Below are 24,841 nucleotides of genomic sequence, written 5' to 3'. Positions count from 1 at the left end.
TCGAAAGGTTGATCGATGCAGCCGCCCGAAAGCGGCCGTAAAATTTGCGTTACCTTATAACATGAAAAACCGATCTAATCGCTAGCGGTTCTCAAACAGCGATCACGCGGTGCGCAGGGTTTCCAGCACGACCTGCAACGGATGGCGCAACTGTCGATCGGCCTGGCGCTTGACCTGACTGCGGCAGGAATAGCCGGTGGCCAGTGCTTCGCCCTTCTCCAACGGCGCCTCGATCTGCTTCGCCCAGGATTGCTCGTAGATCACCGCCGAGGTCTCGCGATTACGCGCTTCGTGCCCGTAAGTGCCGGACATGCCGCAGCAACCAGTGGCCTGGGTCGCCAGCTTCAGACCGACACGCTCGAACACCTGCTCCCATTGCCGAGTGGCGGCCGGAGCGTTGGTTTTTTCGGTGCAGTGCGCCAGCAGGCGGAAGGTTTCGTCGCGGCGCTTTCCGACTTGCTCCGGCATGATCTTGAGCAGCCACTCCTGCACCAGCGCCACCTCCGGGCATTTCTCCATGCCCGGGACTTTCAGATATTCCTGGCGATAGACCAGGGTCATGGCCGGGTCGAGCCCTACCAACGGCACACCGATCTCGGCCAGCGCGCGCAATTGCCCGGCATTGCGCAACGCCGCGCGATTGAACGCCGAGAGGAAGCCCTGCACATGCAGCGGCTTGCCGTTGGCACTGAACGGTGCCAGGTAGACCTGATAGCCGAGACGCGAAATCAGCTCGATCAGATCCGCCAGCAACGGCGCCTCGAAATACCGGGTGAAGGCGTCCTGCACCAGCACCACGCTGCGTTCGCGCTGGGATGCAGACAGCGCCGACAACGCCTCGACCGATGCCGGCTGAACCTGCCAGCGACGCATAGCCGCGTGGAAATCGAAACGGCTGAGCAACGGCACATCGACCATGCCGCCAAGACGTTCGATCAAGCGCCGGCTGAACGAGGCGCCCATCAAGCCGTTATAGAGAAACGGAATCCGCGCCATGTACGGAATCGTGTACTCCAGTGAAGCAATCAGATAATCCCGCGCCGGCCGCAGATAGCGGGTGTGATACAGCTCAAGGAACCGCGAACGGAAGTCCGGCACGTTGACCTTCACCGGGCACTGCCCCGCGCAGGACTTGCACGCCAGGCACCCGGCCATGGCGTCGTACACCTCGTGGGAGAAGTCCTGTTCCTGCGCACGGCTGTTACGCCAGCGCTGCAGCAACGTGCTGAAAAACGGCGGACGGCGACTGGCATCGGCCAACACGTCGACCCCCGCCTCGCCCTGCAACCGCAGCCATTCGCGAATCAGCGAGGCGCGGCCCTTGGGCGATTGCGCACGCTGGCGGGTGGCTTTCCACGATGGGCACATGGCGTCGTCGGGATCGAAGTTGTAGCAGGCGCCGTTGCCGTTGCAATGCATGGCCGCGCCGTAGTCCTGCCAGACTTTCTCGTTGATCTGCCGGTCGAGTTCGCCGCGCAGGGTCACTTCGTCGATCCTCAGCAACGCCGCGCCGGGAATGTCCGGCGTAGCGATCTTGCCGGGATTGAACTGGTTGAATGGATCGAACGCCGCCTTCAAGGCTTGCAACGCCGGGTACAACTCACCGAAGAACGCCGGCGCATATTCCGAACGCAGGCCCTTGCCGTGTTCGCCCCACAGCAGGCCGCCGTAACGCTGGGTCAGCGCGGCGACGCCGTCCGAAACGGGACGCACCAATGCGGCTTGCTGTGGGTCTTTCATGTCGAGAATCGGCCGGACGTGCAGCACGCCGGCATCGACGTGACCAAACATGCCGTACTGCAATTGGTGGCTGTCGAGCAGGTCGCGCAACTCGGCGATGTACTCGGCCAGGTGCTGCGGCGGCACGGCGGTGTCTTCGACGAACGGCTGCGGCCGCGCTTCACCGGCGACGTTGCCGAGCAAACCCACCGCGCGTTTGCGCATGCCGTAGACGCGATTCACCGCCGCATGCCCGACGGCCAGCGTGTGGCCCAGGCGCTCGACCGTGGCGTCGTTGCCCAAGTGCTGGACGAAGGCTTCGACCCGGCGTTGCAGCTCCTCGGGATCGTCGCCGCAGAATTCCACCAGGTTGATCCCCAGCGTCGGCCGCTCGGCGCTTTCCGGAAAGTACTCGGCGACGCCGTGCCAGACGATGTCCTGCATCGCCAGCAACAGCACTTTGGAGTCCACTGTTTCAATCGACAGCGGCTTGAGCGCCATCAGCGCCCGGGCATCGCGCAAGGCATCCATGAAGCCGGCGTAGCGAATGTTCACCAGCATCGTGTGCTTGGGGATCGGCAATACGTTGAGTTTGGCCTCGACCACAAACCCCAGCGAACCCTCGGCGCCGCACAGCACGCTGTTGAGGTTGAAACGGTTGTCGGCCTCGCGCAGGTGCGCCAGGTCGTAGCCAGTCAGGCAGCGGTTGAGATCGGGGAAGGTTTCCCGGATCAGCTCGCCCTGCTCATCGATGATCTGCCGCGCACAGCGATACACCTCGCCGGCCCGGCCCTCGCGGGCGCATTCCGCTGTCAGCTCGCTTTCTTCCAGCGGGCGACCGTGCAAGCGCTCGCCACCGCGCAGGACCATGTGCAGTTCCAGCACGTGGTCGCGGGTCTTGCCGTAGGTGCAACTGCCCTGGCCGCTGGCGTCGGTGTTGATCATGCCGCCGACCGTAGCGCGGTTGGAGGTCGACAGTTCCGGGGCGAAAAACAGCCCGGCGGATTTCAGGGCGGCGTTGAGTTGATCCTTCACTACGCCGGCCTGCACCCTTACCCAACGCTGTTCAACGTTGATTTCGAGAATGCGGTTCATGTGCCGCGACAGGTCGACGACTATGCCGTCGGTCAACGACTGGCCGTTGGTGCCGGTGCCGCCACCGCGAGGGGTGATCACCACTTTCTGGTAAGCCGGTTCGGCGATCAGACGGGCCAGCAGCGCCACGTCGTCGGCGTCACGCGGGAATACCGCCGCTTGCGGCAAGCGCTGATAGATCGAGTTGTCGGTGGCCAGCACCACGCGGCTGGCGTAGTCGGCACTGATTTCGCCACGAAAGCCGCTGGTTTCAAGGGCTTTGAGAAACTGTTGGTAGTCAGTGTTCAACGGGGTGGAAGGCGACAGCTGAGCAATCATCGGAAGTGCAATCTCGGTCAAAAACGGGCCGTGTGGCGGTGAACAGTTGTGCGCAATGAATGATTGCGTCACGCTCCCGCCATCTCATAGGCCTTATGTTCATTGCAGAGCGACGCCGGGACAACCGTAAAATCGACCCGCAATCCATGACTAAAACGAATGAATCCGCGAACCCTCACTCCCTCGATGTCGTTGCTGCTGGCATTTGAAGCCGCCGCACGCCATGAAAGCTACACCCGCGCCGCCCACGAACTGTCGCTGACCCAAAGCGCGGTCAGCCGGCAGGTGCAGATTCTGGAAAAGATGCTCGGCATGCGCCTGTTCAGCCGTGAAGGCCGGCGGGTGATTCTCACCGACGTCGGGCGCATGTATCAGCGCGAACTGTCCGAAGCCCTCGGCCAGATCCGAAGTGCGACCTTGCAGGCCATGGCGTTTGGCTCTGGCATCCACAGTTTGCGCCTGGCGACCCTGCCGACCTTCGGCTCGAAATGGCTGCTGCCGCGCTTGAAGGATTTCTACACCGCGCACCCTGGCATGACCGTTCACCTGCATTCACGCATCGAGACGATTGACTTCGACACCAGCGAAATCGACGCGGCGATTTGCGTCGGTGGCGGTGACTGGCCGGGGCTGACCGCTCACCGCCTGCACACCGAAGAACTGGTGGTGATCGCCAGTGCGCAGCTGTCCGATGCCGAACGCCGTGCGGCCGACAAGGACATCGCCGGGCAACTGCTGCTCAATGTCAGTAGCAACGCTCAGGCCTGGTCCGAGTGGTTCAGCCATCATGCCCTGCCCCATCGCAGCATGCGCATTGGCCCAAGTTTCGAGATGACCTCGCACTTGATCCAGGCCGTGCGCGCCAATATCGGGATCGGGCTGGTGCCGAGGATTCTGGTGGAAGATGAATTGCACAACGGCGAGCTATTGCAACTGGGTGAACCGATCAGCAGCCGGCGCAGCTATTACCTGGTGTACCCGGCGCGCAATGAGTCGCTGGCGTCGCTGAAGGCGTTTCGCGACTGGTTAATGCGCACGCTTTGAAACAATCGAGGGCGCCGTTTGGCGCCCTCTGGTTTTGCTCGATCAGAATCGCGGCTTCAGCGCTTTCCAGTCAGGTTTATAGCGTTGCATCTGCCGCACATCATCGCGCTGGCGAATGCCGCAGGTCAGGTACTGGTCATGCAGCTTGCCCAGTTGATCGTGATCCAGTTCCAACCCCAGGCCCGGCGCACGCGTGATCGTCACGCAGCCATCGACGATCGGCAGTTTGCCGCCCTTGATCACCTCTTCATCCGGCTCCTGCCACGGATAATGGGTGTCGCAGGCGTAGTCCAGATTTGGCACGGCGGCCGCCACGTGCGCCATGGCCATAAGGCTGATGCCCAGGTGTGAGTTGGAATGCATCGACACGCCGAGGCCGAAGGTGTCGCACATTTTCGCCAGGGTCTGGGTGTCACGCAGGCCGCCCCAGTAATGGTGATCGGCGAGAACAATCTGCACGCTGTTCTGCGCCACGCTGCGGCGGAACTCGTCGAAGTCAGTGACCACCATGTTGGTCGCCAGCGGCAGCCCGGTGCGTTTGTGCAGCTCGGCCATACCGTCGAGACCCGGGGTCGGATCCTCGTAATACTGCAGATCATCACCCAGCAACTCGGCCATGCGGATCGAGGTTTCCAGCGACCAGTTGCCGTTGGGATCGATGCGCAGCGGATAACCGGGAAAGGCCTTTTTCAGCGCTTTGATGCACGCCACTTCGTGCTCCGGCGGCAACGTGCCGGCCTTGAGCTTGATGCTCTTGAAACCGTACGCCTCGATCATCCGCGCCGCCTGGGCGACGATTTGCTGCTCGTTCAGCGCCTCGCCCCAGTTGTCCGGTTTGTACGGTGAATCGACGTGCTGCGCATACTTGAAAAACAGGTAGGCACTGAACGGCACTTCGTCGCGCACCGCACCGCCCAGCAGATCCACCAGCGGCACATTCAGGTAACGGGCCTGCAAGTCGAGAAACGCCACTTCGAACGCCGAATACGCGTTGCTGACGGCCTTGCTGGCGTGAGAACCGGGGGCGAGTTCAGCCCCCGCCAGAGTGGCCGGTTTGTTGGCAGCGACCGTCGCCTGAACGATCCGACGCAGCTGATTGAGGTTGAACGGATCGAGACCGATCAACTGCGACTGCAACTGTTGCTGGATCGCCAACGCCGGGGCATCGCCATAGCTTTCGCCGAGGCCGATGTAGCCGTTGTCACTCTCGATCTCGATGATCGAGCGCAGGGCGAACGGTTCATGGATGCCACTGGCGTTGAGCAGCGGCGGATCACGGAAAGCGATCGGAGTGACGGTTACGCGAGTGATTTTCAAAATGACGCTCCTGTTGAGTCGGAATCAGTGGCTCGCCACCGGGTTGGCCGTCGGCACAACGGCAGTTTCGGGTTCAGGCTTTGCCGGGGTTTTGCCTTTGGCGCCTGGCGCCATGCGGGCGAAGAAGATCACTACTGCCGCTACCAGCGAAGTCGCGGCCAGGCCATACAGACCGCCCTCGATAGAGCCGGTGGTCTGTTCCAGAAAACCGAACGCGGTCGGCGCAACGAAGCCGCCGAGGTTGCCGATGGAGTTGATCAGCGCGATCACCGCCGCCGCGATGCGCGCATCCAGATAGCTTTGCGGAATCGGCCAGAACAGCGCCGAAGCCGCCTTGAAGCCGATGGCCGCAAAACAGATCGCGACGAAGGCGAAAATCGGCCCGCCGGTGGTGGACATGAACATGCCGAACGCGGCGATCACCAGGGTCAGCGCGACCCACGCCTGCTGGAATTTCCACTTGCCCGCCAGCGCCGCAAAGCCGTACATCGCGATGATGGAAATGATCCACGGCACCGAGTTGAGCAGCCCGACCTGGAAGTCGCCGAGGCTGCCCATTTTCTTGATCATGCTCGGCAGCCAGAAAGTGGCGCCGTAGATGGTCAGGGCGATGGAGAAGTAGATGAAACAGAACAGCGCAATCTGCCGGTCCGCCAGCAGTTTGAACATCGAAGGTCTGGCGACGTGAGTCGCTTCGCGGGCGCGCTGCTCTTCAGCGATTGCCGTCACCAGCGCTTCACGCTCCTCCTCGCTCAGCCACTTGGCCTGACGCGGATGGGATTGCAGCCAGAACCAGACAAACCCGCAGAGCACTACCGACGCGGCACCTTCGATCAGGAACATCCACTGCCAGCCGTGCAGGCCCAGACCGCTGATATGCAACAGCGCTCCGGACACCGGACCGGAAATTACCGAAGCGATTGCCGAGCCGCTGAGAAACACCGCCATGGTCTTGCCGCGCTCAGAGGCCGGCAGCCATTGGGTGAAGTAATAAATGATCCCCGGGAAGAACCCGGCCTCGGCAGCGCCCAGAATGAAGCGCAGCACGTAGAAACTGGTTTCGCCTTTGACGAACGCCATGGCCATCGCCGCTGCGCCCCAGGTGAACATGATCCGCGTCAGCCAGGCGCGGGCGCCATAGCGTTGAAGAAGCATGTTGGACGGCACTTCAAACAAGGCGTAACCGATGAAAAACAGACCGGCGCCAAGGCCATAGGCAGCGACGCCGATACCCAGATCGGTTTCCAGATGACTGCGCACGAAGCCGATGTTGACCCGGTCGATGTAGTTGACGATGAACATCACCACGAACAGCGGCAGCACATGGCGCTTGACCTTGGCGGCGGCGCGGGCGAGTACCGTGATGTCCGGCGGACTCTGGAGGGTATTCAAGGGGCGACTCCCGATCTTTGTTTTTGTAGGGATGGCCTGTTCAGGCGTAGAGCGATCATGGACGGGGTGATTGATCCCGTCTAATCTAACTTGGCATTCGATTGATACCTGGATTAGATCAATGTTCGAATTGACCCAACTGCGCTGCTTCACCACTGTCGCCACCGAACTCAACTTCCGCCGCGCCGCCGAGCGGTTGAACATGACCCAGCCGCCACTGAGCCGGCAGATCCAGTTACTGGAACATCACCTGGGCGTCGACCTGTTCACCCGCAGCACACGCAGCGTGGCGCTCACCGCTGCCGGCCGGGCGTTTTTCATCGAGGCGCAGAATCTGCTCGAACGCGCACAACAGGCCGCCGTCACCGCCCGACGTTTTGCCGAGGGTGATATCGGCTCGGTGAACATCAGTTTTGTCGGCAGCGCGGTGTATGAATTTCTGCCCAAGGTGATCGCCGAGGCGCGCCTCAAGCAGCCGCAGGTGAAGATCGACCTGACCGAAATGAACACCTATCAGCAACACGAGGCCTTGCGCGCCCGACGCATCGACCTGGGGATCGTCCGCGCGCCGTTGCTGGAGCCTGGTTACGCCACCGAATGCCTGGTGCGTGAGCCGTTTGTGCTGGCGGTGCCGAGCGGCCATCGACTGGCCGAGGCCGACGAGGTTTCAGTGAAGGATCTGGATGGGCAGCCGTTCCTGATGTATTCCCACGCGGCCTATCCGCCGTTCAACGAATTGCTCACCGGCATGCTGCGCTCGGCCCGGGTCGCCCCGGATTACGTGCAATGGCTGGGGTCTTCGCTGACGATTCTGGCGCTGGTCAATGCGGGCATGGGCCTGGCGCTGGTGCCGCGTTGCGCGACCAGCGTGGTGTTCAGGAATGTGGTGTTTCGCGAGATCGATCTGGGCGAAGGGGTGCAGAGCGAGCTGCATCTGATCTGGCGGGAGAACAACGACAACCCGGCGTTTGCGATGTTGCTGGAGGGCATTCGCCGGGCGGTGAAGGATGGATGGGGTTAGGAATGGGCTTGCGGATATGGAGGGTATTTCGGCGGTGGAGGTGCCTTTGATGCCTCGATCAATGGTTTCTCCAGCCGCTTTCCGTCCGGCCCTACAAAAAGACGCTTTATATGTGGCGGTATTGGTTGTGATGCTCTGGCGGTCATGATGAACCCTCTGATACAGGGCTGAATTCAACCCATTTAACCCTCGTGGAATCTATCAGCAAAAATTCCGCACTAATAGGCACCTCCGTTCCATCCTCGTTGATCCAGCAGGGATATTGCATCACAAACTGCCCGCTGGTTGACTCGGGTGGCCAGTCCACCGGCCAGCCCAGGACGCGCCTTTCATCATCCAAATGCAGGGTGATAACGCGATCATATTTCGCAAATGCGCTGAACCATTGACTGGGGTAGGAAGATTGTTTCGTGACGTTTCTGCTGCGCAACCAACCATGTAACTTGCCATTCGCTGACAGGCAACAGGCCAACAACCCGAGTACCAGCGACGCAAAAAATGCCCACGACGCTTCAGCCTTCGCATCCCACTTTCCTATGGAAAACCCCTCCTCCCCCACCCACACACAAACCGCCCCAATCCCCAGCACCATCCCGTGAATCACAAACGTGAAAATCAGCGCCTGCACAATCTGGCCGAACGTATCCGGTCGCTTGAAGGCCGTCAGCGTGTAGAAAATCCAGGTCGAAACAAACCCCGGGACCAGGTATTGCAAAAGCGGAATCACTTCCTTCACCAGATCATCCATGATCGGTCGCTCCTTGAATCAAGAAACACTCCTCCCAAAACAGCAATCCCGGCCTGTAATGGTCCGGCATTCAAAGCCTAGTGCTCGCGGGAAAAAAGCCCGCAATCAACTGTCACCGCGCATTACACTTCCCGCAGAATCTGATCCGCGCCGTTCCCTGCCGCCATCAACACCGCCGCATGAAGGTTGATGCACGAGCCGGATCGTTTCATCATCGCGCAAGGTTTCGAGGAGTAACGCCATGACCCGTTATCAGCCGTTGAACTGTGATCTGCACGACTACTTGGAAATCGCCTGCCTGCGCGGCTATCAGCTGGACATCGAGCTGGTCGACGGTCAGCGTCTGATGGCCCGGGCCGTGACCACGCGAACCAGCAGTGACAAAGAAGAATTTCTGGTGATCGAACAACAGGGCGCGCAACAGGAAATTCGCCTCGACCAGTTGCTCGCCATCACACCTCAGGAGACCAACGCCGAGTTCGGTCGGGTGGTACTTACCGGAGAGGTCTGCGGAATCTGAACGAAAAAAATCCCGCCCAGCGTCAACCGGGCGGGATTGTCTGCGACACGTCGTTTTACGCGACCACGGGAATCATCGGATCCGCAGCCGCCAGCGCGCTCGCGCGGTCAGCCGCCGGCGGGTAGATCCACTGGGTGTTGATCTGGGTCTTGAGCGACTTGCCCTCCTCCTTGACCAGTTTCACCTGACGATCCCAGCCTTCGGTGTACACCGCGCCCCAGGCGCCGAGGTCGAGGCAGGTCACGTATTTCGGCTGGCTGTACGGCGTTGGGTCGACCCCGAGGATCTGCGCTGCGACGTTGTTGCCGGCGTGACGACCAAGGGAAATCGCGTGCTGGCAGGTCATCAGGGCGAAGTTGCCGACATCGTCGGTGGCCGCGTAAGCCACGTCGCCGGTGGCGAAGATGTCGTCCTGGCCGATGACTTTCAGGTTGGCATCAACGTGCAGACGGCCCTGACGATCACGCTCGGCAGGAATCTGCTCGGTCAGGGAGCTGGCACGTACACCGGTGGTCCAGACCACGGTTTTTGCCTCGATACGCTGGCCGTCCGACAAGGTCACGCCGTTTTCATCGACGGACACCACCGACACACCCAGTCGCCATTCCACGCCCAGCTCTTCGCTAGCTTCAGCAATCGACACGCTGATCGCTTCGCCCATGGACGCGCCGACTTTTTGCCCGCGATCAACGATGATCACTTGAATATTGGCATCGTCGCCCAGCACGGCCCGCAGACGCGCCGGCATTTCAGTGGCGGTTTCGATACCGGTGAAACCACCGCCGGCGACGACCACGGTGTTGCGCGCCTGGCTTTCAGGCTGGCCGATCAGGGAATCCAGATGGTTTTCCAGGCGGATCGCAGCTTCGATCTGGTCGACGTCAAACGCATATTGCGCCACACCCGGGGTGTCCGGCAGGGCCAGGCCGCTGCCGGAGGCCAGCACCAGTTTGTCGTAGCTGAACACCTGTTGCGCACCGGCTGCGTCGGTGTAGCCCACGGTTTTCGCCTGTACGTCGATGGTGTTCGCGGCGCCCTTGATGAAATTGACGCCAACCGCGTCGAACAGATCGCCCAGTGGCGCGGCCAGTGTGTGGGCATTCGGCTCGTAGAAACGTGGGCGAACGCGCAGCTCGGCTTGCGGCGCCAACACGGTTACGTCGATGTTGTCCCGATTGTGAATGTCGACCAGACGCGTGGCGCTCAATGCCGTCCACATGCCACCGAAACCTGCGCCGATTACCAGAATGTGCTGTTTCATTGTTCTCTCCAGGCACGAAGCCAAGTCACTGAATGAGGTGGAAGGATTCACATCATCGGGAGCGGACACGTCTGTATTTTTCAAGAACGCGGAAGGCTGCTCACCGGATAACGGCGACTGTATTGGTCGCCGTTATATCCGACAAGTCAGATTTTGTGATGATTAGCATCGAAAACTTCGATAGCTCAGATTGAACGGAGCCACCCTCTTCGACTCGTTGATTCAGCTGAAATCAAGAAATCCGGGATCCTAATAGCCAAACACTCAAGGCGCTCTCGATTTGTTTGCCACGAACAACCCTGATAACATCGGCGACAAATACAGTCGGAGATAGTTATGTCGCTTTACAGTGCGGGGGTCGAGTACGGCATTCACTGCCTGGCCTTTCTGGTGGGCAGCGGCGGTGACAGTCGTGAAGCCAGCGTGCGTGACCTGGCAGAGCTGCAAGGGGTGCCGCTGGATTACCTGGCGAAGATCTTCACCAAACTGGCCAAAGGCAAGCTGGTGGAATCCACCGGTGGCGTGCGCGGCGGCTTCACCCTGGCGCGTCCGGCGGAAGAAATCACCCTGCTCGACATCGTCAATGCCATCGATGGTCCCAAGAACATTTTCGAATGCCGGGACATTCGCGGACGCTGCGCGCTGTTCGATGGCTCGCCGCCGGACTGGGCGCTGGACGGCACCTGCTCGATTCACGCCGCGATGATGACCGCGCAAAAGCGCATGGAAGAAGCCCTCGCCCAGCAGACCATCCTCGACATCGCCAGAAAGGTCGGGCGCAAGGCACCGGCGGGGTTCAACAGTCAGGTGGAAGACTGGATGCAGGATCGCCGGGAAAAGAAGACCGGCGGCGCCGGCATTCCGCTCACCGACATCTCGGACTGAGCTCGATCAGCAGGCAAAAAAAAGCAGAAACCGATCTCCGGTTTCTGCTTTTTTTATTTCGACCTCACAGGCAGTCGCGCACCGCTTTGCGCAACGATCCGGACTTCGCCCACGGCGGCCCCTGATACAGGGAAACGCGGCTGCCGTCCTTGTACTTGACCACATCGAGAATCTCGTCAGCGGTGACGATGCTCGGCGCGGTGATCCGGTAGCCATTGGAAATCGCTGTCTGGGACGTCTTGGCAACGTCCTGCTGCCACAACGGCAATACACACGCGGCGTAGTCCTTGGGAGTCTTGTTGCTGGTCTTGCTGACATTCGGCTCGCCCGGCACCAGTGACGCAGGCAACGAACAACCGGCCAATGCTACCAACAGCATGCCCCCGATCAACATCCGCATGGTGATTCCTTCATCTGAAAAAAACGCGAATGTAACCTGTAACTGTTCGGACATCCATCGTAGCGCTCTGCCTGTACTCCTCGAAAACCGGACCAATCAGCTCACCGACAGATGACCTTGCCCCACTCCCAAAAAATGCGGCTACTCTGTTTTACCGAGAATGTTCCGGAGGTGATCATGCGGCTCAATGAATACGAACACGAACTTCAACGTGACCTGCAAAGCGTGGCATCGGACTTGAGATGGTCGGCGGTGGACCTCAAGCGCATTGCCGAGCAATTGCGCCAGTCGGGCAACGAGGCGGACGCCCAGGCGGTACTGCGATCCTGCGAGGTGCTGCAAAGCGATGAAGAGCGCCTGCAGCTGTATGCCCGGGAAGTGAAAGCCCGCGCCATCAGCCGAACCAAAGTCCACTGAAACCCACCCGGTCCACAACAAAAAGCCCCGGACATCCGGGGCTTTTTCTCCACAGGCCTTCAGCCTGTCTTGCGACCGCGTACACGGCTTTTGTACCCCGGCAGTGCGGCGGCGTAGGCCAGCGCTTCTTCGCGACTGGCAAACGAAGCGAGCCGGTCACCCTGCGTGCAGACCCGCCACGGGCCGTTGTTCACGCTGAGTACGTCGTAGCCATTCATGTGCATTTTGTTCAGCATCGCCATGCTCATAGGCACCTCCTGTCTTCTAACGAACTTTTGCACCTTACACCCGCAACACGCAGTCGTGCCGACCGGACGTCGCACCGCAGCCGCGTCAAGTCTCCGGCACTTTTGCCGCTGCCGGGCACTCAGAAGCTCTAAACCGGCAGCGGCCCAAATATTGCTAATTCATGACAGATTTATGACAAACGGCAATCGGGTAACACATGAAAGTACGAGCAACCGTCATCTGCGAACAGGATCGACACATTCTCCTGGTGCGCAAACCCAGATGCCGCTGGACGCTTCCGGGGGGCACCGTCGAACCGGGAGAGACCCGCGCGCAAGCCGCCGCCCGAGAACTCAAGGAAGAGACCGGCCTGGACAGCGATGACATGCTTTATCTGATGGAGTTGCAGAACGGCAGCACCCGCCACCACGTCTACGAGGCGTCGGTGCTGAACATTGAGCAGGTTCGCCCGCTGAACGAGATCGTCGACTGCCTCTGGCACCCGCTGGATGCGGTGCAGAATCTGAACGTCAGTGACGCCACGCTGAGCATCGTCCGCGCCTTTCAACGACGCCTTTGACTCTCAGCCGGCGAACGCCCGGCGTCCGGCGCTCATTTCCGTGCGCAATTCACCGATGAAATTGGAGATGTCACGAATGGTGACCAGATGCTCAGGAGAAACACCATTGAGCAGCAACTCGACACGCCCGCTGTCGGGTTCGTAAACCTTGATCTGCAAGAGGCCCTGCGCCGTTTCGGTGCAGTCGCAATACAACGGCGAAAAGCCGGATTCGACGATGCGGCAAATGTCGGCAATGGCAATCATGGGGGCACGCCTCACAGGCTTTGGCTCGGGCGACCCGATCAGCATAGATGAGCTTTCACTGCCCCGCCCCTGCCGCCCAGTGTAAAAATTGCCAACCGCTTCACAACTTCAAATCGCGGTTCTCAATGGGCGTCATGGTCCCAGATCCAGTTCCATATTCCCGGCAGATTCACCGGTTTCGACGACTCGCGCACCGTGCGCGCCAGCGCAGCTTTTTCCAGCGCCGCGCGATCGTCATAGAACGGTTTGCCTGCCAGTCGTACGCCGGTGGCGGCGGCACTGTCGAGCAGAATCTGCAGATACTCGCGGGTGTGGCGCGCGGTGTAGCGGTTGAGGTCATGGAAGGTCACCACCACCGGAATCACCCCGTCCACAGTGGGCAGTTCGCCAAGAGCAATCCGTTCGCGGACTTCCGACAGTTGTCGCAGCATGTTCGCCCGCCGCCGGGGGCTGGCGTTGAAGCCCCAGATCTTGCCGTCGTTGGCGCTCAGGTCGGTCAGCAACACCTGCATATGGTGCAGCTGATAGGCGGCGAAGGTGCGTTTGTCGTAGTTCCAGAATGGCGGACGCAATAACGTCGGCGGCGCGCCAGTGATTGCCGCGATGTCCGCCGAACCGTTGGTCAGCGAGGTTTCGAGTTCTTGGGGATCGAGCAATCGATGATTGGTGTGCCAATGGGTGGCGGTGTGAAAGCCCAGAATGTGCCCTTCAGCGTGCTCGCGGCGCATGACTCGCCGACCGATCTCGCTGTTGCCCGCTCGGGGTGCGCGGGTCTGGACGAAAAACACCGCTTTGATCCCCGGTTGCAGCGGGTTGTCCTTGAGGCTGTCGAGTACGGTGTCGGTGGGGTTGAAAAGACTGGAAGCGCTGGGGCCGTCATCGAAGGTCAATAGAAAGCGCACAGGCGCCTGAGTCTTGAGCCGGGCTTCGGTCTGCGCGGTCATTTCGATGGGAGCGGCGATGCATCCGGCCAACCCGACGGCTACCGCCATCGCACAGAAAAGCTTGAACCACTGTGTCATGTTTTGCCTTGAGCCCGACCGTTGCGGTCATGTTGTCGATTGGCAAAACTCCTTCGCCGCTGCTGCCTCCCTGCGACCCATTGAGATGGGCCGAGGTTGGATAAAGATACACAGGGTTTGGTTCCGGCGCTCGCTCAGCGCGCCAGCGCCTGTTGAAACGAGCTGTCGATGATACCGGCCGTGGCCAGCGGAGCCGGCAGCGCCTTGACCTTGAACAGGAAGTCGGCCGTGCTTTGCAGATCGGCGGCAGCCTGCTGATCCACCGGGCCGACCGTCATGTGCGCCTGGCGCAACCAGTGCCGCGAAACCTGTTGATCGAGGTTGGCCTTCTTCGCCCACAGGTCGGCGTACTCGTCGGTGTGGCTGTCGACCCAGGCCCTGGCCTGCTTCAAACGTCCGAGGAAATCGGCGATCGCTTCGCGCTTGCTGTCGATGGACGGCGCAGACGCGGCGATGGCGCTCAAGCCCGGCATCAGGTTTTTCGCCGTGAGAATCGGCCGGGCGCCGGAGAAAACGATCTGCTGGGAAATGTACGGCTCCCATACCGGGAACGCGTCAATGCTGCCTTGCGGTAGCGCGGCCGCCGCATCGATTGGCATCAGTTTGACGAAGTCGACGTAATTTTCCGGCAAACCGCCCTGCTCCAGTGCCCGCAAGGTCAGTTGCTGACTCCAGGCACCCGGCCAGTAAGCGACTTTTTTGCCCTTCAGGTCCTCGATAGTTTTCACCGGAGAATCCTTGGGCACCAACAGCGCGATGGTGTCCGGATTCTGTCGTGACACACCGATCAGCTTAACCGGCGCTTGTTTAGCGGCCAGAAACAGAAAACCCGAATCCCCCAGGAAACCCAGATCCAGCGACCCGGTCTGCAACGCTTCGGCCAACGGAGCAGCGGCCTGGAAGTGTTTCCAGTCAACCGTGTAAGGCGTGTCCTTCAATACGCCGGACGCTTCTATGGACGCGCGGATGTTGTAGTAATTCTGGTCGCCGACGTGCAGGACCAAGGGTTCGGCAGCGTAGGTCAATGGCGTGGCAAACAGTGCGCTGGTCAACGCGGCGCGTAGGAAACGTGAGAGCTTCATGGCGAGTCCTGCAGAAGGGATTTTTATAGACCATAACGCTCTTACAAATGAGATTTGAAATTCTATTAGCGCATAAGCTCAGCACCTTCCAGTTGCACTGTTTGCCGAGCAACAGTGGCTCGGCACAGTGTTTTCCCTGCAACACTTCAAACCTGCAAAACCGGCGTCACCCCCCGTAAATACGGGACAAAACGTACATGGCACAGAGCCTGCAATATTCCATTCATGCAGGAAGCATTCGATAAAAATATCTTTTTGGACATAAGAATCTGTTGCCTTGCCGGAGCGTGCCCATGAAACCCTTCTTACCGTTTTCCCGCGTCAAAACGCTGCTCGCGGCCTGCGCTGTAGCCCTGAGCCTGCAACCTCTGGCCCACGCTGCCGAAGCGCCGCCGGCCGAAGTGCATCTGGATTACGCCTATTACTCGCCGGTCAGCCTGGCGCTGAAACATCTGGGCTACCTGGAAAAAGCCTTGCCCCAGAGCAAAGTCAGCTGGGTGCTGAGCCAGGGCAGCAACCGCTCGCTGGAATACCTCAACAGCGGCGGCGTGGATTTCGCCTCGTCGGCCAGCCTCGCCGCCGTGCTCAGTCGCGCCAATGGCAGCCCGATCAAATCGGTCTACGTCTACAGCCGCGCCGAGTGGACCGCGCTGGTGGTGCGCAAGGACTCGCCGATCCAGTCTGTCGCCGACCTCAAGGGCAAGAAAATCGCCGCCACCAAAGGCACCGATCCGTACCTGTTTACCCTGCGCACCCTGCAACAGGCCGGGCTGAAAAAGGACGACGTGGAACTGGTGCACCTGCAGCACCCGGACGGCCGCACCGCGCTGGAGAAAGGCGATGTCGACGCCTGGGCCGGCCTCGATCCGCACATGGCCGCCAGTCAGGTGCAGGCCGGTTCGCGCCTGCTGTACCGCAATCGCGACTTCAACAGCTACGGCGTGGTCAGCGTCACCGAGCAATACGCCAAGCAACACCCGCAAACCATCGACACCGTGATCAAGGCCTATGAGCAGGCCCGCGAGTGGTCGGTGAAGAACCCCGACGAATTGGCCAAATTGCTCGCCAGCGAATCCGGTCTGCCGCTGGACGTGGCCAAACTGCAATTGTCGCGCACCGACCTGAGCAGCCCGCAGTTGACCGCCAGGGACGTGCTGGCCTCGAAAGCCGCCGCGCCGATTCTGGTCTCCGAAGAACTGGTGCGCCGTGGGGTGAATGTCGATCAGGTCATCGATCAGTTGATCGACACCGGTTTCCAGCAAGTCGCCGCCGCCCAGTAACCGATCAGGCTCATGACAAGTCCGCGTCCGTCGCGGATTTGTCGTGAGCGGAGAACCGTCCATGAGCAACGACTTGCCCGCCCGCCTCGCCGTGCCGGCACCACGCCGAAGACTCCCACTGCTGAATCCGCTCTGGCGTCGGCGCCTTAAAGGCCTGGCCCTGCCACTGCTGATCGTGATCGCCCTGGAATTTATCGTACGCATCGGCTGGCTGCCGTCCTACCAGATGCCGGCGCCGAGCGAGATTGCCCTGACCCTCACCGACCTCGCCGAAGGCGCCCTGTGGAATCACATCGGCGCCAGCCTTATTCGCGTGCTGCTGGGGTTTGCCATCGGCGCGAGCCTGGCGCTGGTGTTTGCCGCGTGGGTCGGCCTGAGCCGTGAGGCCGAGGCCTATCTGGAACCGACGTTCGCCGCACTGCGGTCGATTCCCAGCCTGGCCTGGGTGCCGCTGTTACTGCTATGGCTGGGGATCGACGAGACCTCGAAAATCGTTCTGATCGCCATCGGCGCGTTCTTCCCGGTGTACGTCAACGTGGTCGCGGCGATCCGCAACATCGACCGCAAACTGGTGGAGGTCGGGCACATCTACGGCTTCAGCCCGCTGCAACTGGTGCGACGGATACTGTTGCCCGCCGCCCTGCCCGGCCTGTTCACAGGATTGCGCAGCGGCATGAGCCTGTCGTGGATGTTTCTGGTGGCGGCCGAGCTGATCGCCGCGACCAGAGGTCTGGGTTACCTGCTCAGTGACGGTCGCGAAACTTCGCGGCCGGACATCGTGCTGGCTGCGATCATCGTCCTGGCGCTGCTGGGCAAACTCAGCGACGGCCTGCTGGCCGTGCTGGAGCGTCGCTGGCTGGTCTGGCGCGACGCGTTCACCGGTCAGGGCAGCAAGGATTGAACCGTGCAACTAAGCTCAAACCTTCAGGCAGGTGTTCGCCGGAGGGTCGGCCGATGTGCGGAAGACTGTCGCAATACCGGGGTATCCACGATTTCGTCGCAGTGCTGAGTATTCCCGATGCGCTGATCAATCACGTCGGCGACGCCCCGCTGGCGCATTACAACGCCGCGCCCACCACGTCACTGGCGATCCTTCATCAGCACCAACAACGGCTATACGCCGACAATCTGCGCTGGGGCTGGCGCCCGCACTGGGCCAGGGATCGCGCTGCACCGATCAACGCGCGGCTGGAAAAAGTCGCCCACGGACCGTTCTTTCGAGCGATCTGGCGTCATCGACTGATCGTGCCGGTCGACAACTGGTTCGAGTGGGTCGATGCACCCGACAAGAGCCGACAGCCCTGGCTGATTCGTCGGGCCGATCACCAGCCGGTTTTCTGCGCCGCCATCGGCCAGTTTCCGATACCCGGCGAACCTTCACGGGAAGACGACGGCTTCGTCATCATTACCGCCAACAGCGAAGGCGGCTTGCTCGATGTGCATGACCGGCGCCCGATTGTGCTGCGCGCTGATCGGGTGCAGGAATGGCTCGATCCCGCCACGCCCACAGAGCGTGCCGAGCAGATGCTGTTGTTCGAAGCCGAACCCAGCGAAGCGTTCCAATGGCACAAAGTCGGCAAAGCGGTGGGCAACTCCCGCAATCAGGGTGCGGAATTGATTGATGCCGTACCGTAAATAAATGTCGACGTGGTGCGTTATCAAAAGCAGGAATTCACGAATCGAATCCTGCGTGTTACACGCGGTGTTTCAAACGCGAAACATTCAACCTAAACAGTCGTTTGATTGAACTAACCGCCTGTCTGACATTTCAACCGTCATACATACATTTACAAACACTACGGATAGCATGCGCGCCGCATTTCCTTTTGGCATACCAGTTGACCAAAGAGTCAGCAAAACCAGGAATCCCCCACAAACTTACAAGCCTTGCAGAGAACCAAGTTGCGCGACGATTTTGCAATCAAACAGGTCACAGGCCTGAAGTGTATTCATCTGTCCACGACAGAACGCTTTGAACTCGACTGTTTTATCGGCCACTACATAAAGACTCGAAACCTGCGTGACGTACCCGATATCGACCGCATCCTGCGCGCCACCCTCGAAAGCTATCCCTGCCACCCGCCGGTGATGGTCAACGAGCTGAATGCCTGGATCGACAAGACCTTGGGTTATCGGGCCTCCCACCCCGATTTCACACTGCTGGAAGATCTTTGATGAAACGAAAAAGCCCCGCAATCGCGGGGCTTTTCGTTGTGGCGTTCAGGGTTTCAGCGGGCGTTCCTGATCACGGTCGGACAACTCGCGGCTGTCGTCATGCTTCCAGGTCTGCTCCTTGTGTTTCTCCCGCTCGAGCTCTTCTTCACTCGGTTCGTCATCTTCTTCGGGACGTTTCTGCTCGGTTGCCATGTTCACCTCGCTAATGGAATTCATCCATTAAGCGTAGAACTTAAAGCCACCAGCGCAATAGAAAGAAGAACGCCATGCTCAACAGCATGCTGAGCAATGTATTACGCGTGTAGATCACCAGGCCGATTGCCACTAGTGAACTCAGCATATAAGGGTTGTCCCACTGCAGATTCAGTTGTTTGTCTGGCATGAATACAATCGGCCCGCAAATCGCAGTCAACATGCCCGGAACGGCAAAACCGAGAAATTGCCGCGCGTTGCTGCTCAGACGCACCGGCAAACGTGGTTCGAGAAACACGTAACGGTTGAGGAACACCAGAATCCCCATGCCGATAATCACTGCCCAGACCATCATGTGCGCTCCCGATACAGCTTGTTGCAGATAAACCCGGCGGTCATTCCGGCCAGTCCCGACAGCACCAGCGCCGAACCCCATTGCCAGTAACTGAACAGCACAGAGCAAAACAGCGACACCGCCACGCAGAGCACCGTCGGCACATTGCGCACCACCGGGGTGATCAGAGCAATGAAGGTGGCGGCAATCGAGAAGTCCAGCCCAAGGTGTTCAAGCCCCGGAATGCTGCTGCCGAGCACAATGCCGGCCAGGGTAAAAAGGTTCCAGGCGATGTAGAACGTCAGGCCGACGCCCAGGGCGTACCAGCGGTTGAACTGCTGACGATCGTGCTGACTGGTCAGGGCGAACAGCTCGTCGGTGAGCAAAAAGCCCAAGCCGATGCGCCAACGTCCCGGCAACGGCGAAATCACCTGACGCATGCTCATGCCGTAAAGCAAGTGCTGCGAGGTCAGCAGCAGCGTGGTCAGCAGAATCGAGAAAATCCCCGCGCCGCCCTTGAGCATGCCGATCGCCACCAATTGCGCAGCGCCGGCGAACACGATGCTCGACAGGCCCTGCCCTTGCAGCGGTGTGAGATTGGCTTCAATCGCCATTGAGCCGGCCAGCAGCCCCCACGGCGCGGTCGCCAGGGATAACGGCATGATCGCCGCGGCGCCGCGAAGGAAGGCACTGCGCGGCATTAATGAGTCAGACATAACACGTTTCAACCGTGAGACAAGGCCCCGGACTCTGCCAGCAAACGCCCTTTCATGGCTTGAACAATCTTGCGCAGTTGGCGCAAATCCTTCCTTCCGTCAGTCGTTTACGGGCGTAACATGGCAACCATTCACACACGCGTCAGGGAGACGACATGCTGTATCGAATAGCCGCCGACGGGCTGGTGCTGTTTCATTTGCTGTTCATTCTGTTCGTGCTGTTCGGCGGGCTGCTGGTGCTCAAGTGGCCGCGGCTGATGTGGCTGCATTTGCCAGCAGCGGCCTGGGGCGTGGCGGTCGAGGTGTTGCACCTGACCTGTCCGCTGACCTATTGGGAAAACTTGATGCGCCACGCCGCCGGGCAAACAGAGTATGCCGGCGGTTTCATCGAACATTACGTCTGGCCGATCATCTACCCGGCCGGGCTGACCCCGCAGATTCAGTTGGTACTGGGCAGCGTGGTGCTGGTGGTCAACCTGCTGGTCTACGGGCGCCTGATTCGCCGCTGGAAACTCAGACGCGCCGCGCGCATTCCGTTTTAGCGCGCTTTCAAGGTTTCCAGCCAGGCCGGATCGAGGCGCGTCTGATCGGTGTCCAGACCGAGCGCCTCCATCCGCGCCTTGTGTGCTTCGACTTCCCGGTGCAATTGCGCGTGATCGCTGGAGTTGCCGTCCAGTTCATGCATCTGGGTCAACCCAAGGTGATAGAAACGCAGCACCTTCATCGCCACCGGATCACCCTTCTCCACCGCCGCCGTCACCTGATGCATCACGTTGGTGACGCTCATCAGGCTGCGCTTGAGCCGCCAGCCATACACCGCCGGAGCCATCCAGGTCTGATTCCAGAAACGCCCGCGCAGCAACGCCGCCGTCAGCAGAAATGCGCCAAATACCCCGCCGATATTGAACCGCAGATTATCCCCGCCCGGCTCGCCGAACAGCGCCACCGCCGCCGTCGAAAACGCCATCGCCAGCACCAGAAACAGCACCGCGATGATCAGCGTGCTGCGCCGGGTCTGCTGGCGATAAGTGATGGCATCGATCGGTTGAATCTCGAACATCGCGACAGGCTTCCATGGCTTGAAATAAAAAGAGGCCGGCGCATTATCGCCTCTGAGGCGGATTTAGCTATGCTGGAGCGCCTTTTCATCTTTTCAAAGTCCAACGGGGACATGGCGATACCACGCAGATCGTGCCATCTTCATTCATGGATACACACTATTCAGATGCCATTGGCCGTGCCGGCAATGACATCGTTTTAAGGATCACTGCATGACCCAACGACACGTAATCAATGCCTCGGTCAGCCCGAAAGGCAGCCTCGAAACCCTTTCCCAACGTGAAGTTCAGCAACTGAGCCAGGCCGGAACCGGCAGCACCTACACCCTCTTTCGCCAGTGCGCCCTGGCCATCCTCAATACTGGCGCCCATGTCGACAACGCAAAAACCATTCTTGAAGCCTACAAAGACTTCGAAATCCGCATCCACCAGCAGGATCGCGGTGTGCGCCTGGAACTGCTGAACGCCCCGGCCGACGCCTTCGTCGACGGCGAAATGATCGCCAGCACCCGGGAAATGCTGTTCAGCGCCCTGCGCGACATCGTCTACACCGAAAACGAACTCGACGCCCTGAGCATCGACCTCAGCACCTCCCAGGGCATCAGCGACTACGTCTTCCACCTGCTGCGCAACGCGCGCACCCTGCGTCCGGGCGTCGAGCCGAAAATCGTCGTGTGCTGGGGCGGCCACTCGATCAACACCGAAGAATACAAATACACCAAGAAAGTCGGCCACGAACTGGGCCTGCGCAGCCTCGACATCTGCACCGGCTGCGGCCCCGGCGTCATGAAAGGCCCGATGAAAGGCGCGACCATCGCCCACGCCAAGCAACGCATTCATGGCGGCCGTTACCTCGGTCTGACCGAGCCGGGCATCATCGCCGCCGAAGCGCCGAACCCGATCGTCAACGAGCTGGTGATCCTGCCGGACATCGAAAAACGTCTGGAAGCTTTCGTCCGCGTCGGCCACGGCATCATCATCTTCCCGGGCGGCGCCGGCACTGCCGAAGAGTTCCTGTACCTGCTGGGCATCCTGATGCACCCGGACAACGCCGGCCTGCCGTTCCCGGTGATCCTGACCGGGCCGAAACATGCCGCGCCATACCTGGAACAACTGGACGCCTTCGTCACCGCCACCCTCGGCGAAGCGGCGAAAAAGCACTACGAAATCATCATCGACAACCCGGCGGAAGTGGCGCGGCAGATGACCGCGGGCCTGAAGGCCGTGAAGCAGTTCCGCCGCGAACGCGCCGATGCATTCCACTTCAACTGGCTGCTGAAGATCGACGAAGGCTTCCAGCGCCCGTTCGATCCGACCCACGAGAACATGGCCAACCTCAAGCTGCACCGCGATCAGCCGCCCCACGAACTGGCGGCCAACCTGCGCCGCGCGTTCTCCGGGATCGTCGCCGGCAACGTCAAGGACAAGGGCATTCGTCTGATCGAGGAACACGGGCCGTATCAGATCCGTGGCGACGCCGCGATCATGCAGCCGCTCGATCTGCTGCTCAAAGCCTTCGTCGCCCAGCACCGGATGAAACTGCCGGGCGGCGCGGCGTATGTGCCGTGCTATCGCGTGGTGTCCTGACCCGAAGAGACAGGTGCCCGAAGCGCAACGCTTCGGGCACTCCTTATAAAAAGAGCGAACCATGGATCACATCAACCACATCCTGATCGTCGACGATGACCGCGAGATCCGCGAGCTGGTCGGCAATTACCTGACCAAGAACGGCCTGCGCAGCACCGTGGTCGCCGATGGCCGGCAGATGCGCAGTTTTCTGGAAGCCAACACGGTCGACCTGATCGTGCTCGACATCATGCTCCCCGGCGATGACGGGCTGGTACTGTGCCGCGAGTTGCGTGCCGGCAAGCATAAGGCGATCCCGATCCTGATGCTCACCGCCCGCGACGACCAGACAGACCGAATCCTCGGCCTGGAAATGGGCGCTGATGATTACCTGACCAAACCCTTCGCCGCCCGCGAGCTGCTGGCGCGGATCAATGCCGTGCTGCGCCGCACGCGAATGCTGCCGCCCAATCTGCTGATCACCGAAACCGGACGCCTGCTCGCGTTCGGCCGCTGGCGCCTGGACACCACCGCCCGCCACCTGCTCGATGAAGACGACACCATGGTCGCCCTCAGTGGCGCCGAGTATCGCCTGCTCCGGGTGTTTCTCGATCATCCGCAACGGGTGCTCAGCCGCGATCAATTGCTGAACTTGACCCAGGGGCGCGACGCCGACCTGTTCGACCGCTCCATCGATTTGCTGGTCAGCCGCCTGCGTCAGCGTCTGCTGGACGACTCCCGCGAGCCGACCTACATCAAGACCGTGCGCAACGAGGGTTATGTGTTCTCCTTCGCCGTGGAGATGCTCGCCGAATCCTGATGGATTTGTATCACTCTGTATAAATTCGCCGCGCAGATACGTAACCGGTGTTTTTGGGCCGTAACACCACATATCAGCGATACACCTTCGCGTTTGAATGAACCCACCAGAAAGCACTGGTTCACTCATCATCAAACGCAAGGAGAAGCACCATGTTCAAGTCCTCGAAATCCCTGGTACTCGCAATCAGCCTGCTCGGTGGCCTGGCCCTGACCGACCTGGCGTCCGCCAGCTCCCAGCCGCTGGTTGCAGAATACGGCTCGGAAAACCTGCAGAAGGATCGCGTAGCCGAAGGTGGCGCGGATCGCTTGCAGGAACTGCGTGAACGCGTGGCTGAAGGCGGCGCGGATCGCTTGCAGGAACTGCGTGAACGCGTCGCTGAAGGTGGCGCCGACCGCTTGCAGGAACTGCGCGAACGTTCGGCCCGCAGCGTACTGGTCGCCGAGAACCGTCCCGAGTTCGGTTCCAAATACCAGCGCTACTGATCGTTTGTACCCGCCGTTGTCGATTCCTGCCGGGGGCGCTCTGCCCCCGCAGCGATCACTACCGATAAGCCTTGTTCTCTGACACAAAAGCCCCGCTGTTTCCCCACGACAGTCATCACTGCTCGTACTAAGCTGCGCGATTGATTTGTTCAGGGACGATCCATGAAACGATTTGCCGCTTGTCTGCTGTCCATGCTGGCCCTGACGGCCACTGCGGCGGACCTGCAACTGCTCACCGACAACCACCCGCCCCTGCATTTCATGCAAGGCAATCAGCTCGCGGGATTCGGTGTGGACGTGGTGCAGGCCCTGGCAACCCAGACCGGCGATCGTATCCATCTGCAACAAGTCCCGCTGCTGCGCGCCCTGCGCATGGCCAGCGACACGCCCGACACCGGCGTATTCACCGTGCTGCGTACCGATGAGCGCGACGATCGCTATCAATGGGTCGGGCCGCTGATCGAAGTCGAAACCGCGCTATACGCCCGCGACAATCTCCAGCCTCCCGTGCACAGCCTGCGTGAAGCCGATCACCTGGGCCGGATCACCGTGCCGCGCAAATGGCTGGTCTACAGCTACCTGCAAGGGCAAGACCTGAACAACCTCTACGGCGTGGAAACCCCGGAGCAGATGATGCGACTGTTCAGCCTGGGGCGTACCGATTTCGTGGTCTCCGATACCTGGTCCAAAGCCGCCCTCGCCCGCGAACAAGGCCTGGAGCCGGGACGCTTGCAGTACCAGATCCCGCTGATGAAACAGAACACCTACATTGCCTTTTCGCCGCAAACCGATCCGAAACAGGTCGCACGCTGGCAGCAGGCGCTGGATACATTGCGGGCCGATGGCCGTCTGGAGCAGCTGCGCCAGCGCTGGCTGAGCAATACCCTACCGCGCTGATCGCGCATCAACACCTTCGATAA

29 protein-coding genes are annotated in these 24,841 nt (G+C 60.5%); 15 read left to right on the top strand and 14 right to left on the bottom strand.

The annotated features are described in order from the left end of the window. Positions 1-102 precede the first annotated feature (102 nt). Positions 103-3,132 carry a D-2-hydroxyglutarate dehydrogenase YdiJ gene (locus BMZ46_RS25015; RefSeq protein ID WP_074689292.1) on the bottom strand — a complete coding sequence of 1,010 codons (3,030 nt, stop codon included), beginning with the start codon at positions 3,130-3,132 and terminating at the stop codon, positions 103-105. A gap of 159 nt (positions 3,133-3,291) precedes the next feature. Between BMZ46_RS25015 and BMZ46_RS25010 the strand changes: the two genes are divergently transcribed. Then, positions 3,292-4,176 carry a LysR substrate-binding domain-containing protein gene (locus BMZ46_RS25010; RefSeq protein ID WP_011334658.1) on the top strand — a complete coding sequence of 295 codons (885 nt, stop codon included), beginning with the start codon at positions 3,292-3,294 and terminating at the stop codon, positions 4,174-4,176. A gap of 42 nt (positions 4,177-4,218) precedes the next feature. Here the strand turns inward: BMZ46_RS25010 and BMZ46_RS25005 are convergent, their stop codons facing one another. Together BMZ46_RS25005 and BMZ46_RS25000 are read right to left on the bottom strand one after the other, a co-directional pair. Beyond that, the gene (locus BMZ46_RS25005) at positions 4,219-5,493 is read right to left on the bottom strand and encodes a glucarate dehydratase family protein (protein ID WP_074688670.1); all 1,275 of its coding nucleotides are present in this window, start codon (positions 5,491-5,493) and stop codon (positions 4,219-4,221) included. Between the two features lie 24 nt (positions 5,494-5,517). Beyond that, positions 5,518-6,885 (bottom strand): MFS transporter, encoded by a 1,368-nt coding sequence (locus BMZ46_RS25000; protein WP_074688672.1) that lies wholly within the window; start codon positions 6,883-6,885, stop codon positions 5,518-5,520. Positions 6,886-7,006: 121 nt separating this feature from the next. On the opposite strand from BMZ46_RS25000, the gene BMZ46_RS24995 reads away from it, so the two are divergent. Then, positions 7,007-7,906, top strand: a complete 900-nt coding sequence (locus BMZ46_RS24995; protein ID WP_039766962.1) for a LysR family transcriptional regulator — start codon at positions 7,007-7,009, stop codon at positions 7,904-7,906. A gap of 142 nt (positions 7,907-8,048) precedes the next feature. Here the strand turns inward: BMZ46_RS24995 and BMZ46_RS24990 are convergent, their stop codons facing one another. Continuing rightward, complete coding sequence (locus BMZ46_RS24990; protein WP_039766964.1) at positions 8,049-8,654, bottom strand: DUF6338 family protein; 606 nt, start codon at positions 8,652-8,654, stop codon at positions 8,049-8,051. Between the two features lie 241 nt (positions 8,655-8,895). Between BMZ46_RS24990 and BMZ46_RS24985 the strand changes: the two genes are divergently transcribed. Continuing rightward, complete coding sequence (locus tag BMZ46_RS24985) at positions 8,896-9,174, top strand: Rho-binding antiterminator (protein ID WP_074688675.1); 279 nt, start codon at positions 8,896-8,898, stop codon at positions 9,172-9,174. Between the two features lie 55 nt (positions 9,175-9,229). On the opposite strand, the gene BMZ46_RS24980 is transcribed toward BMZ46_RS24985, so the two are convergent. Then, positions 9,230-10,435: an NAD(P)/FAD-dependent oxidoreductase gene (locus BMZ46_RS24980; protein WP_074688677.1), complete on the bottom strand. Its 1,206-nt coding sequence runs from the start codon at positions 10,433-10,435 to the stop codon at positions 9,230-9,232. Between the two features lie 336 nt (positions 10,436-10,771). Here BMZ46_RS24980 and BMZ46_RS24975 point away from each other — a divergent pair, with 336 nt between their 5' ends. Then, on the top strand, positions 10,772-11,320 hold the full coding sequence (locus tag BMZ46_RS24975; protein WP_074688679.1) for an RrF2 family transcriptional regulator: 549 nt from the start codon (positions 10,772-10,774) through the stop codon (positions 11,318-11,320). A gap of 64 nt (positions 11,321-11,384) precedes the next feature. On the opposite strand, the gene BMZ46_RS24970 is transcribed toward BMZ46_RS24975, so the two are convergent. Further along, entirely contained in the window at positions 11,385-11,720 is a 336-nt protein-coding gene (locus BMZ46_RS24970) for a hypothetical protein (RefSeq protein WP_039766968.1), read from the bottom strand. 177 nt (positions 11,721-11,897) lie between these two features. On the opposite strand from BMZ46_RS24970, the gene BMZ46_RS24965 reads away from it, so the two are divergent. After that, positions 11,898-12,137 carry a hypothetical protein gene (locus BMZ46_RS24965; RefSeq protein WP_007950501.1) on the top strand — a complete coding sequence of 80 codons (240 nt, stop codon included), beginning with the start codon at positions 11,898-11,900 and terminating at the stop codon, positions 12,135-12,137. A 59-nt stretch (positions 12,138-12,196) separates the two neighbouring features. On the opposite strand, the gene BMZ46_RS24960 is transcribed toward BMZ46_RS24965, so the two are convergent. After that, positions 12,197-12,385: a hypothetical protein gene (locus BMZ46_RS24960; RefSeq protein WP_039766970.1), complete on the bottom strand. Its 189-nt coding sequence runs from the start codon at positions 12,383-12,385 to the stop codon at positions 12,197-12,199. Positions 12,386-12,582: 197 nt separating this feature from the next. Between BMZ46_RS24960 and BMZ46_RS24955 the strand changes: the two genes are divergently transcribed. Then, positions 12,583-12,945: an NUDIX hydrolase gene (locus BMZ46_RS24955; RefSeq protein ID WP_039766972.1), complete on the top strand. Its 363-nt coding sequence runs from the start codon at positions 12,583-12,585 to the stop codon at positions 12,943-12,945. A 3-nt stretch (positions 12,946-12,948) separates the two neighbouring features. Here the strand turns inward: BMZ46_RS24955 and BMZ46_RS24950 are convergent, their stop codons facing one another. From BMZ46_RS24950 to BMZ46_RS24940, 3 genes are all read right to left on the bottom strand, one after another. Continuing rightward, positions 12,949-13,191 (bottom strand): DUF1652 domain-containing protein, encoded by a 243-nt coding sequence (locus BMZ46_RS24950; protein ID WP_011334667.1) that lies wholly within the window; start codon positions 13,189-13,191, stop codon positions 12,949-12,951. A 122-nt stretch (positions 13,192-13,313) separates the two neighbouring features. Next, positions 13,314-14,213 carry a polysaccharide deacetylase family protein gene (locus BMZ46_RS24945; RefSeq protein ID WP_074688681.1) on the bottom strand — a complete coding sequence of 300 codons (900 nt, stop codon included), beginning with the start codon at positions 14,211-14,213 and terminating at the stop codon, positions 13,314-13,316. A gap of 134 nt (positions 14,214-14,347) precedes the next feature. Continuing rightward, positions 14,348-15,295 (bottom strand): ABC transporter substrate-binding protein, encoded by a 948-nt coding sequence (locus BMZ46_RS24940; RefSeq protein ID WP_039766976.1) that lies wholly within the window; start codon positions 15,293-15,295, stop codon positions 14,348-14,350. Positions 15,296-15,588: 293 nt separating this feature from the next. Between BMZ46_RS24940 and BMZ46_RS24935 the strand changes: the two genes are divergently transcribed. The 4 genes from BMZ46_RS24935 to BMZ46_RS24920 all read left to right on the top strand — a co-directional run bounded on the left by BMZ46_RS24935 (position 15,589) and on the right by BMZ46_RS24920 (position 18,750). Then, positions 15,589-16,575 (top strand): aliphatic sulfonate ABC transporter substrate-binding protein, encoded by a 987-nt coding sequence (locus tag BMZ46_RS24935; RefSeq protein WP_039766977.1) that lies wholly within the window; start codon positions 15,589-15,591, stop codon positions 16,573-16,575. A 61-nt stretch (positions 16,576-16,636) separates the two neighbouring features. Next, a complete protein-coding gene (locus BMZ46_RS24930; protein ID WP_074688683.1) occupies positions 16,637-17,476 on the top strand; it encodes an ABC transporter permease in 840 nt (279 codons plus the stop codon). A 53-nt stretch (positions 17,477-17,529) separates the two neighbouring features. After that, complete coding sequence (locus tag BMZ46_RS24925) at positions 17,530-18,210, top strand: SOS response-associated peptidase (RefSeq protein ID WP_074688684.1); 681 nt, start codon at positions 17,530-17,532, stop codon at positions 18,208-18,210. Between the two features lie 267 nt (positions 18,211-18,477). Further along, positions 18,478-18,750, top strand: coding sequence for a hypothetical protein (locus tag BMZ46_RS24920; RefSeq protein WP_074689294.1), 273 nt, complete (start codon positions 18,478-18,480; stop codon positions 18,748-18,750). A 45-nt stretch (positions 18,751-18,795) separates the two neighbouring features. Here the strand turns inward: BMZ46_RS24920 and BMZ46_RS29425 are convergent, their stop codons facing one another. The 3 genes from BMZ46_RS29425 to BMZ46_RS24910 are packed head-to-tail and all read right to left on the bottom strand — an operon-like array spanning position 18,796 to position 19,992. After that, positions 18,796-18,942: a hypothetical protein gene (locus tag BMZ46_RS29425; RefSeq protein ID WP_166742325.1), complete on the bottom strand. Its 147-nt coding sequence runs from the start codon at positions 18,940-18,942 to the stop codon at positions 18,796-18,798. A gap of 40 nt (positions 18,943-18,982) precedes the next feature. Continuing rightward, a complete protein-coding gene (locus BMZ46_RS24915) occupies positions 18,983-19,297 on the bottom strand; it encodes an AzlD domain-containing protein (protein ID WP_074688686.1) in 315 nt (104 codons plus the stop codon). Further along, the gene (locus BMZ46_RS24910; RefSeq protein ID WP_074688688.1) at positions 19,294-19,992 is read right to left on the bottom strand and encodes an AzlC family ABC transporter permease; all 699 of its coding nucleotides are present in this window, start codon (positions 19,990-19,992) and stop codon (positions 19,294-19,296) included. Before BMZ46_RS24910 ends, BMZ46_RS24915 begins: the two co-directional genes overlap by 4 nt. Before the next feature lie 155 nt (positions 19,993-20,147). On the opposite strand from BMZ46_RS24910, the gene BMZ46_RS24905 reads away from it, so the two are divergent. Further along, complete coding sequence (locus BMZ46_RS24905) at positions 20,148-20,534, top strand: DUF2784 domain-containing protein (RefSeq protein WP_039766992.1); 387 nt, start codon at positions 20,148-20,150, stop codon at positions 20,532-20,534. On the opposite strand, the gene BMZ46_RS24900 is transcribed toward BMZ46_RS24905, so the two are convergent. Continuing rightward, entirely contained in the window at positions 20,531-21,052 is a 522-nt protein-coding gene (locus BMZ46_RS24900) for a DUF3087 domain-containing protein (RefSeq protein WP_074688690.1), read from the bottom strand. The genes BMZ46_RS24905 and BMZ46_RS24900 overlap by 4 nt on opposite strands. Positions 21,053-21,263: 211 nt before the next feature. Between BMZ46_RS24900 and ppnN the strand changes: the two genes are divergently transcribed. From ppnN to BMZ46_RS24880, 4 genes are all read left to right on the top strand, one after another. Then, the gene (ppnN, locus tag BMZ46_RS24895; protein WP_039766997.1) at positions 21,264-22,637 is read left to right on the top strand and encodes a nucleotide 5'-monophosphate nucleosidase PpnN; all 1,374 of its coding nucleotides are present in this window, start codon (positions 21,264-21,266) and stop codon (positions 22,635-22,637) included. A 61-nt stretch (positions 22,638-22,698) separates the two neighbouring features. Then, on the top strand, positions 22,699-23,436 hold the full coding sequence (locus BMZ46_RS24890; protein ID WP_039766999.1) for a response regulator: 738 nt from the start codon (positions 22,699-22,701) through the stop codon (positions 23,434-23,436). Positions 23,437-23,588: 152 nt separating this feature from the next. Then, a complete protein-coding gene (locus tag BMZ46_RS24885; RefSeq protein WP_074688692.1) occupies positions 23,589-23,921 on the top strand; it encodes a hypothetical protein in 333 nt (110 codons plus the stop codon). 162 nt (positions 23,922-24,083) lie between these two features. Then, positions 24,084-24,818, top strand: coding sequence for a substrate-binding periplasmic protein (locus tag BMZ46_RS24880; protein WP_074688694.1), 735 nt, complete (start codon positions 24,084-24,086; stop codon positions 24,816-24,818). Positions 24,819-24,841: the final 23 nt, after the last annotated feature.

Source organism: Pseudomonas sp. NFIX49 (genome assembly GCF_900115915.1).
Classification (GTDB): domain Bacteria; phylum Pseudomonadota; class Gammaproteobacteria; order Pseudomonadales; family Pseudomonadaceae; genus Aquipseudomonas; species Aquipseudomonas pharyngis.
This window is presented reverse-complemented; position numbering and strand designations above follow the sequence as displayed.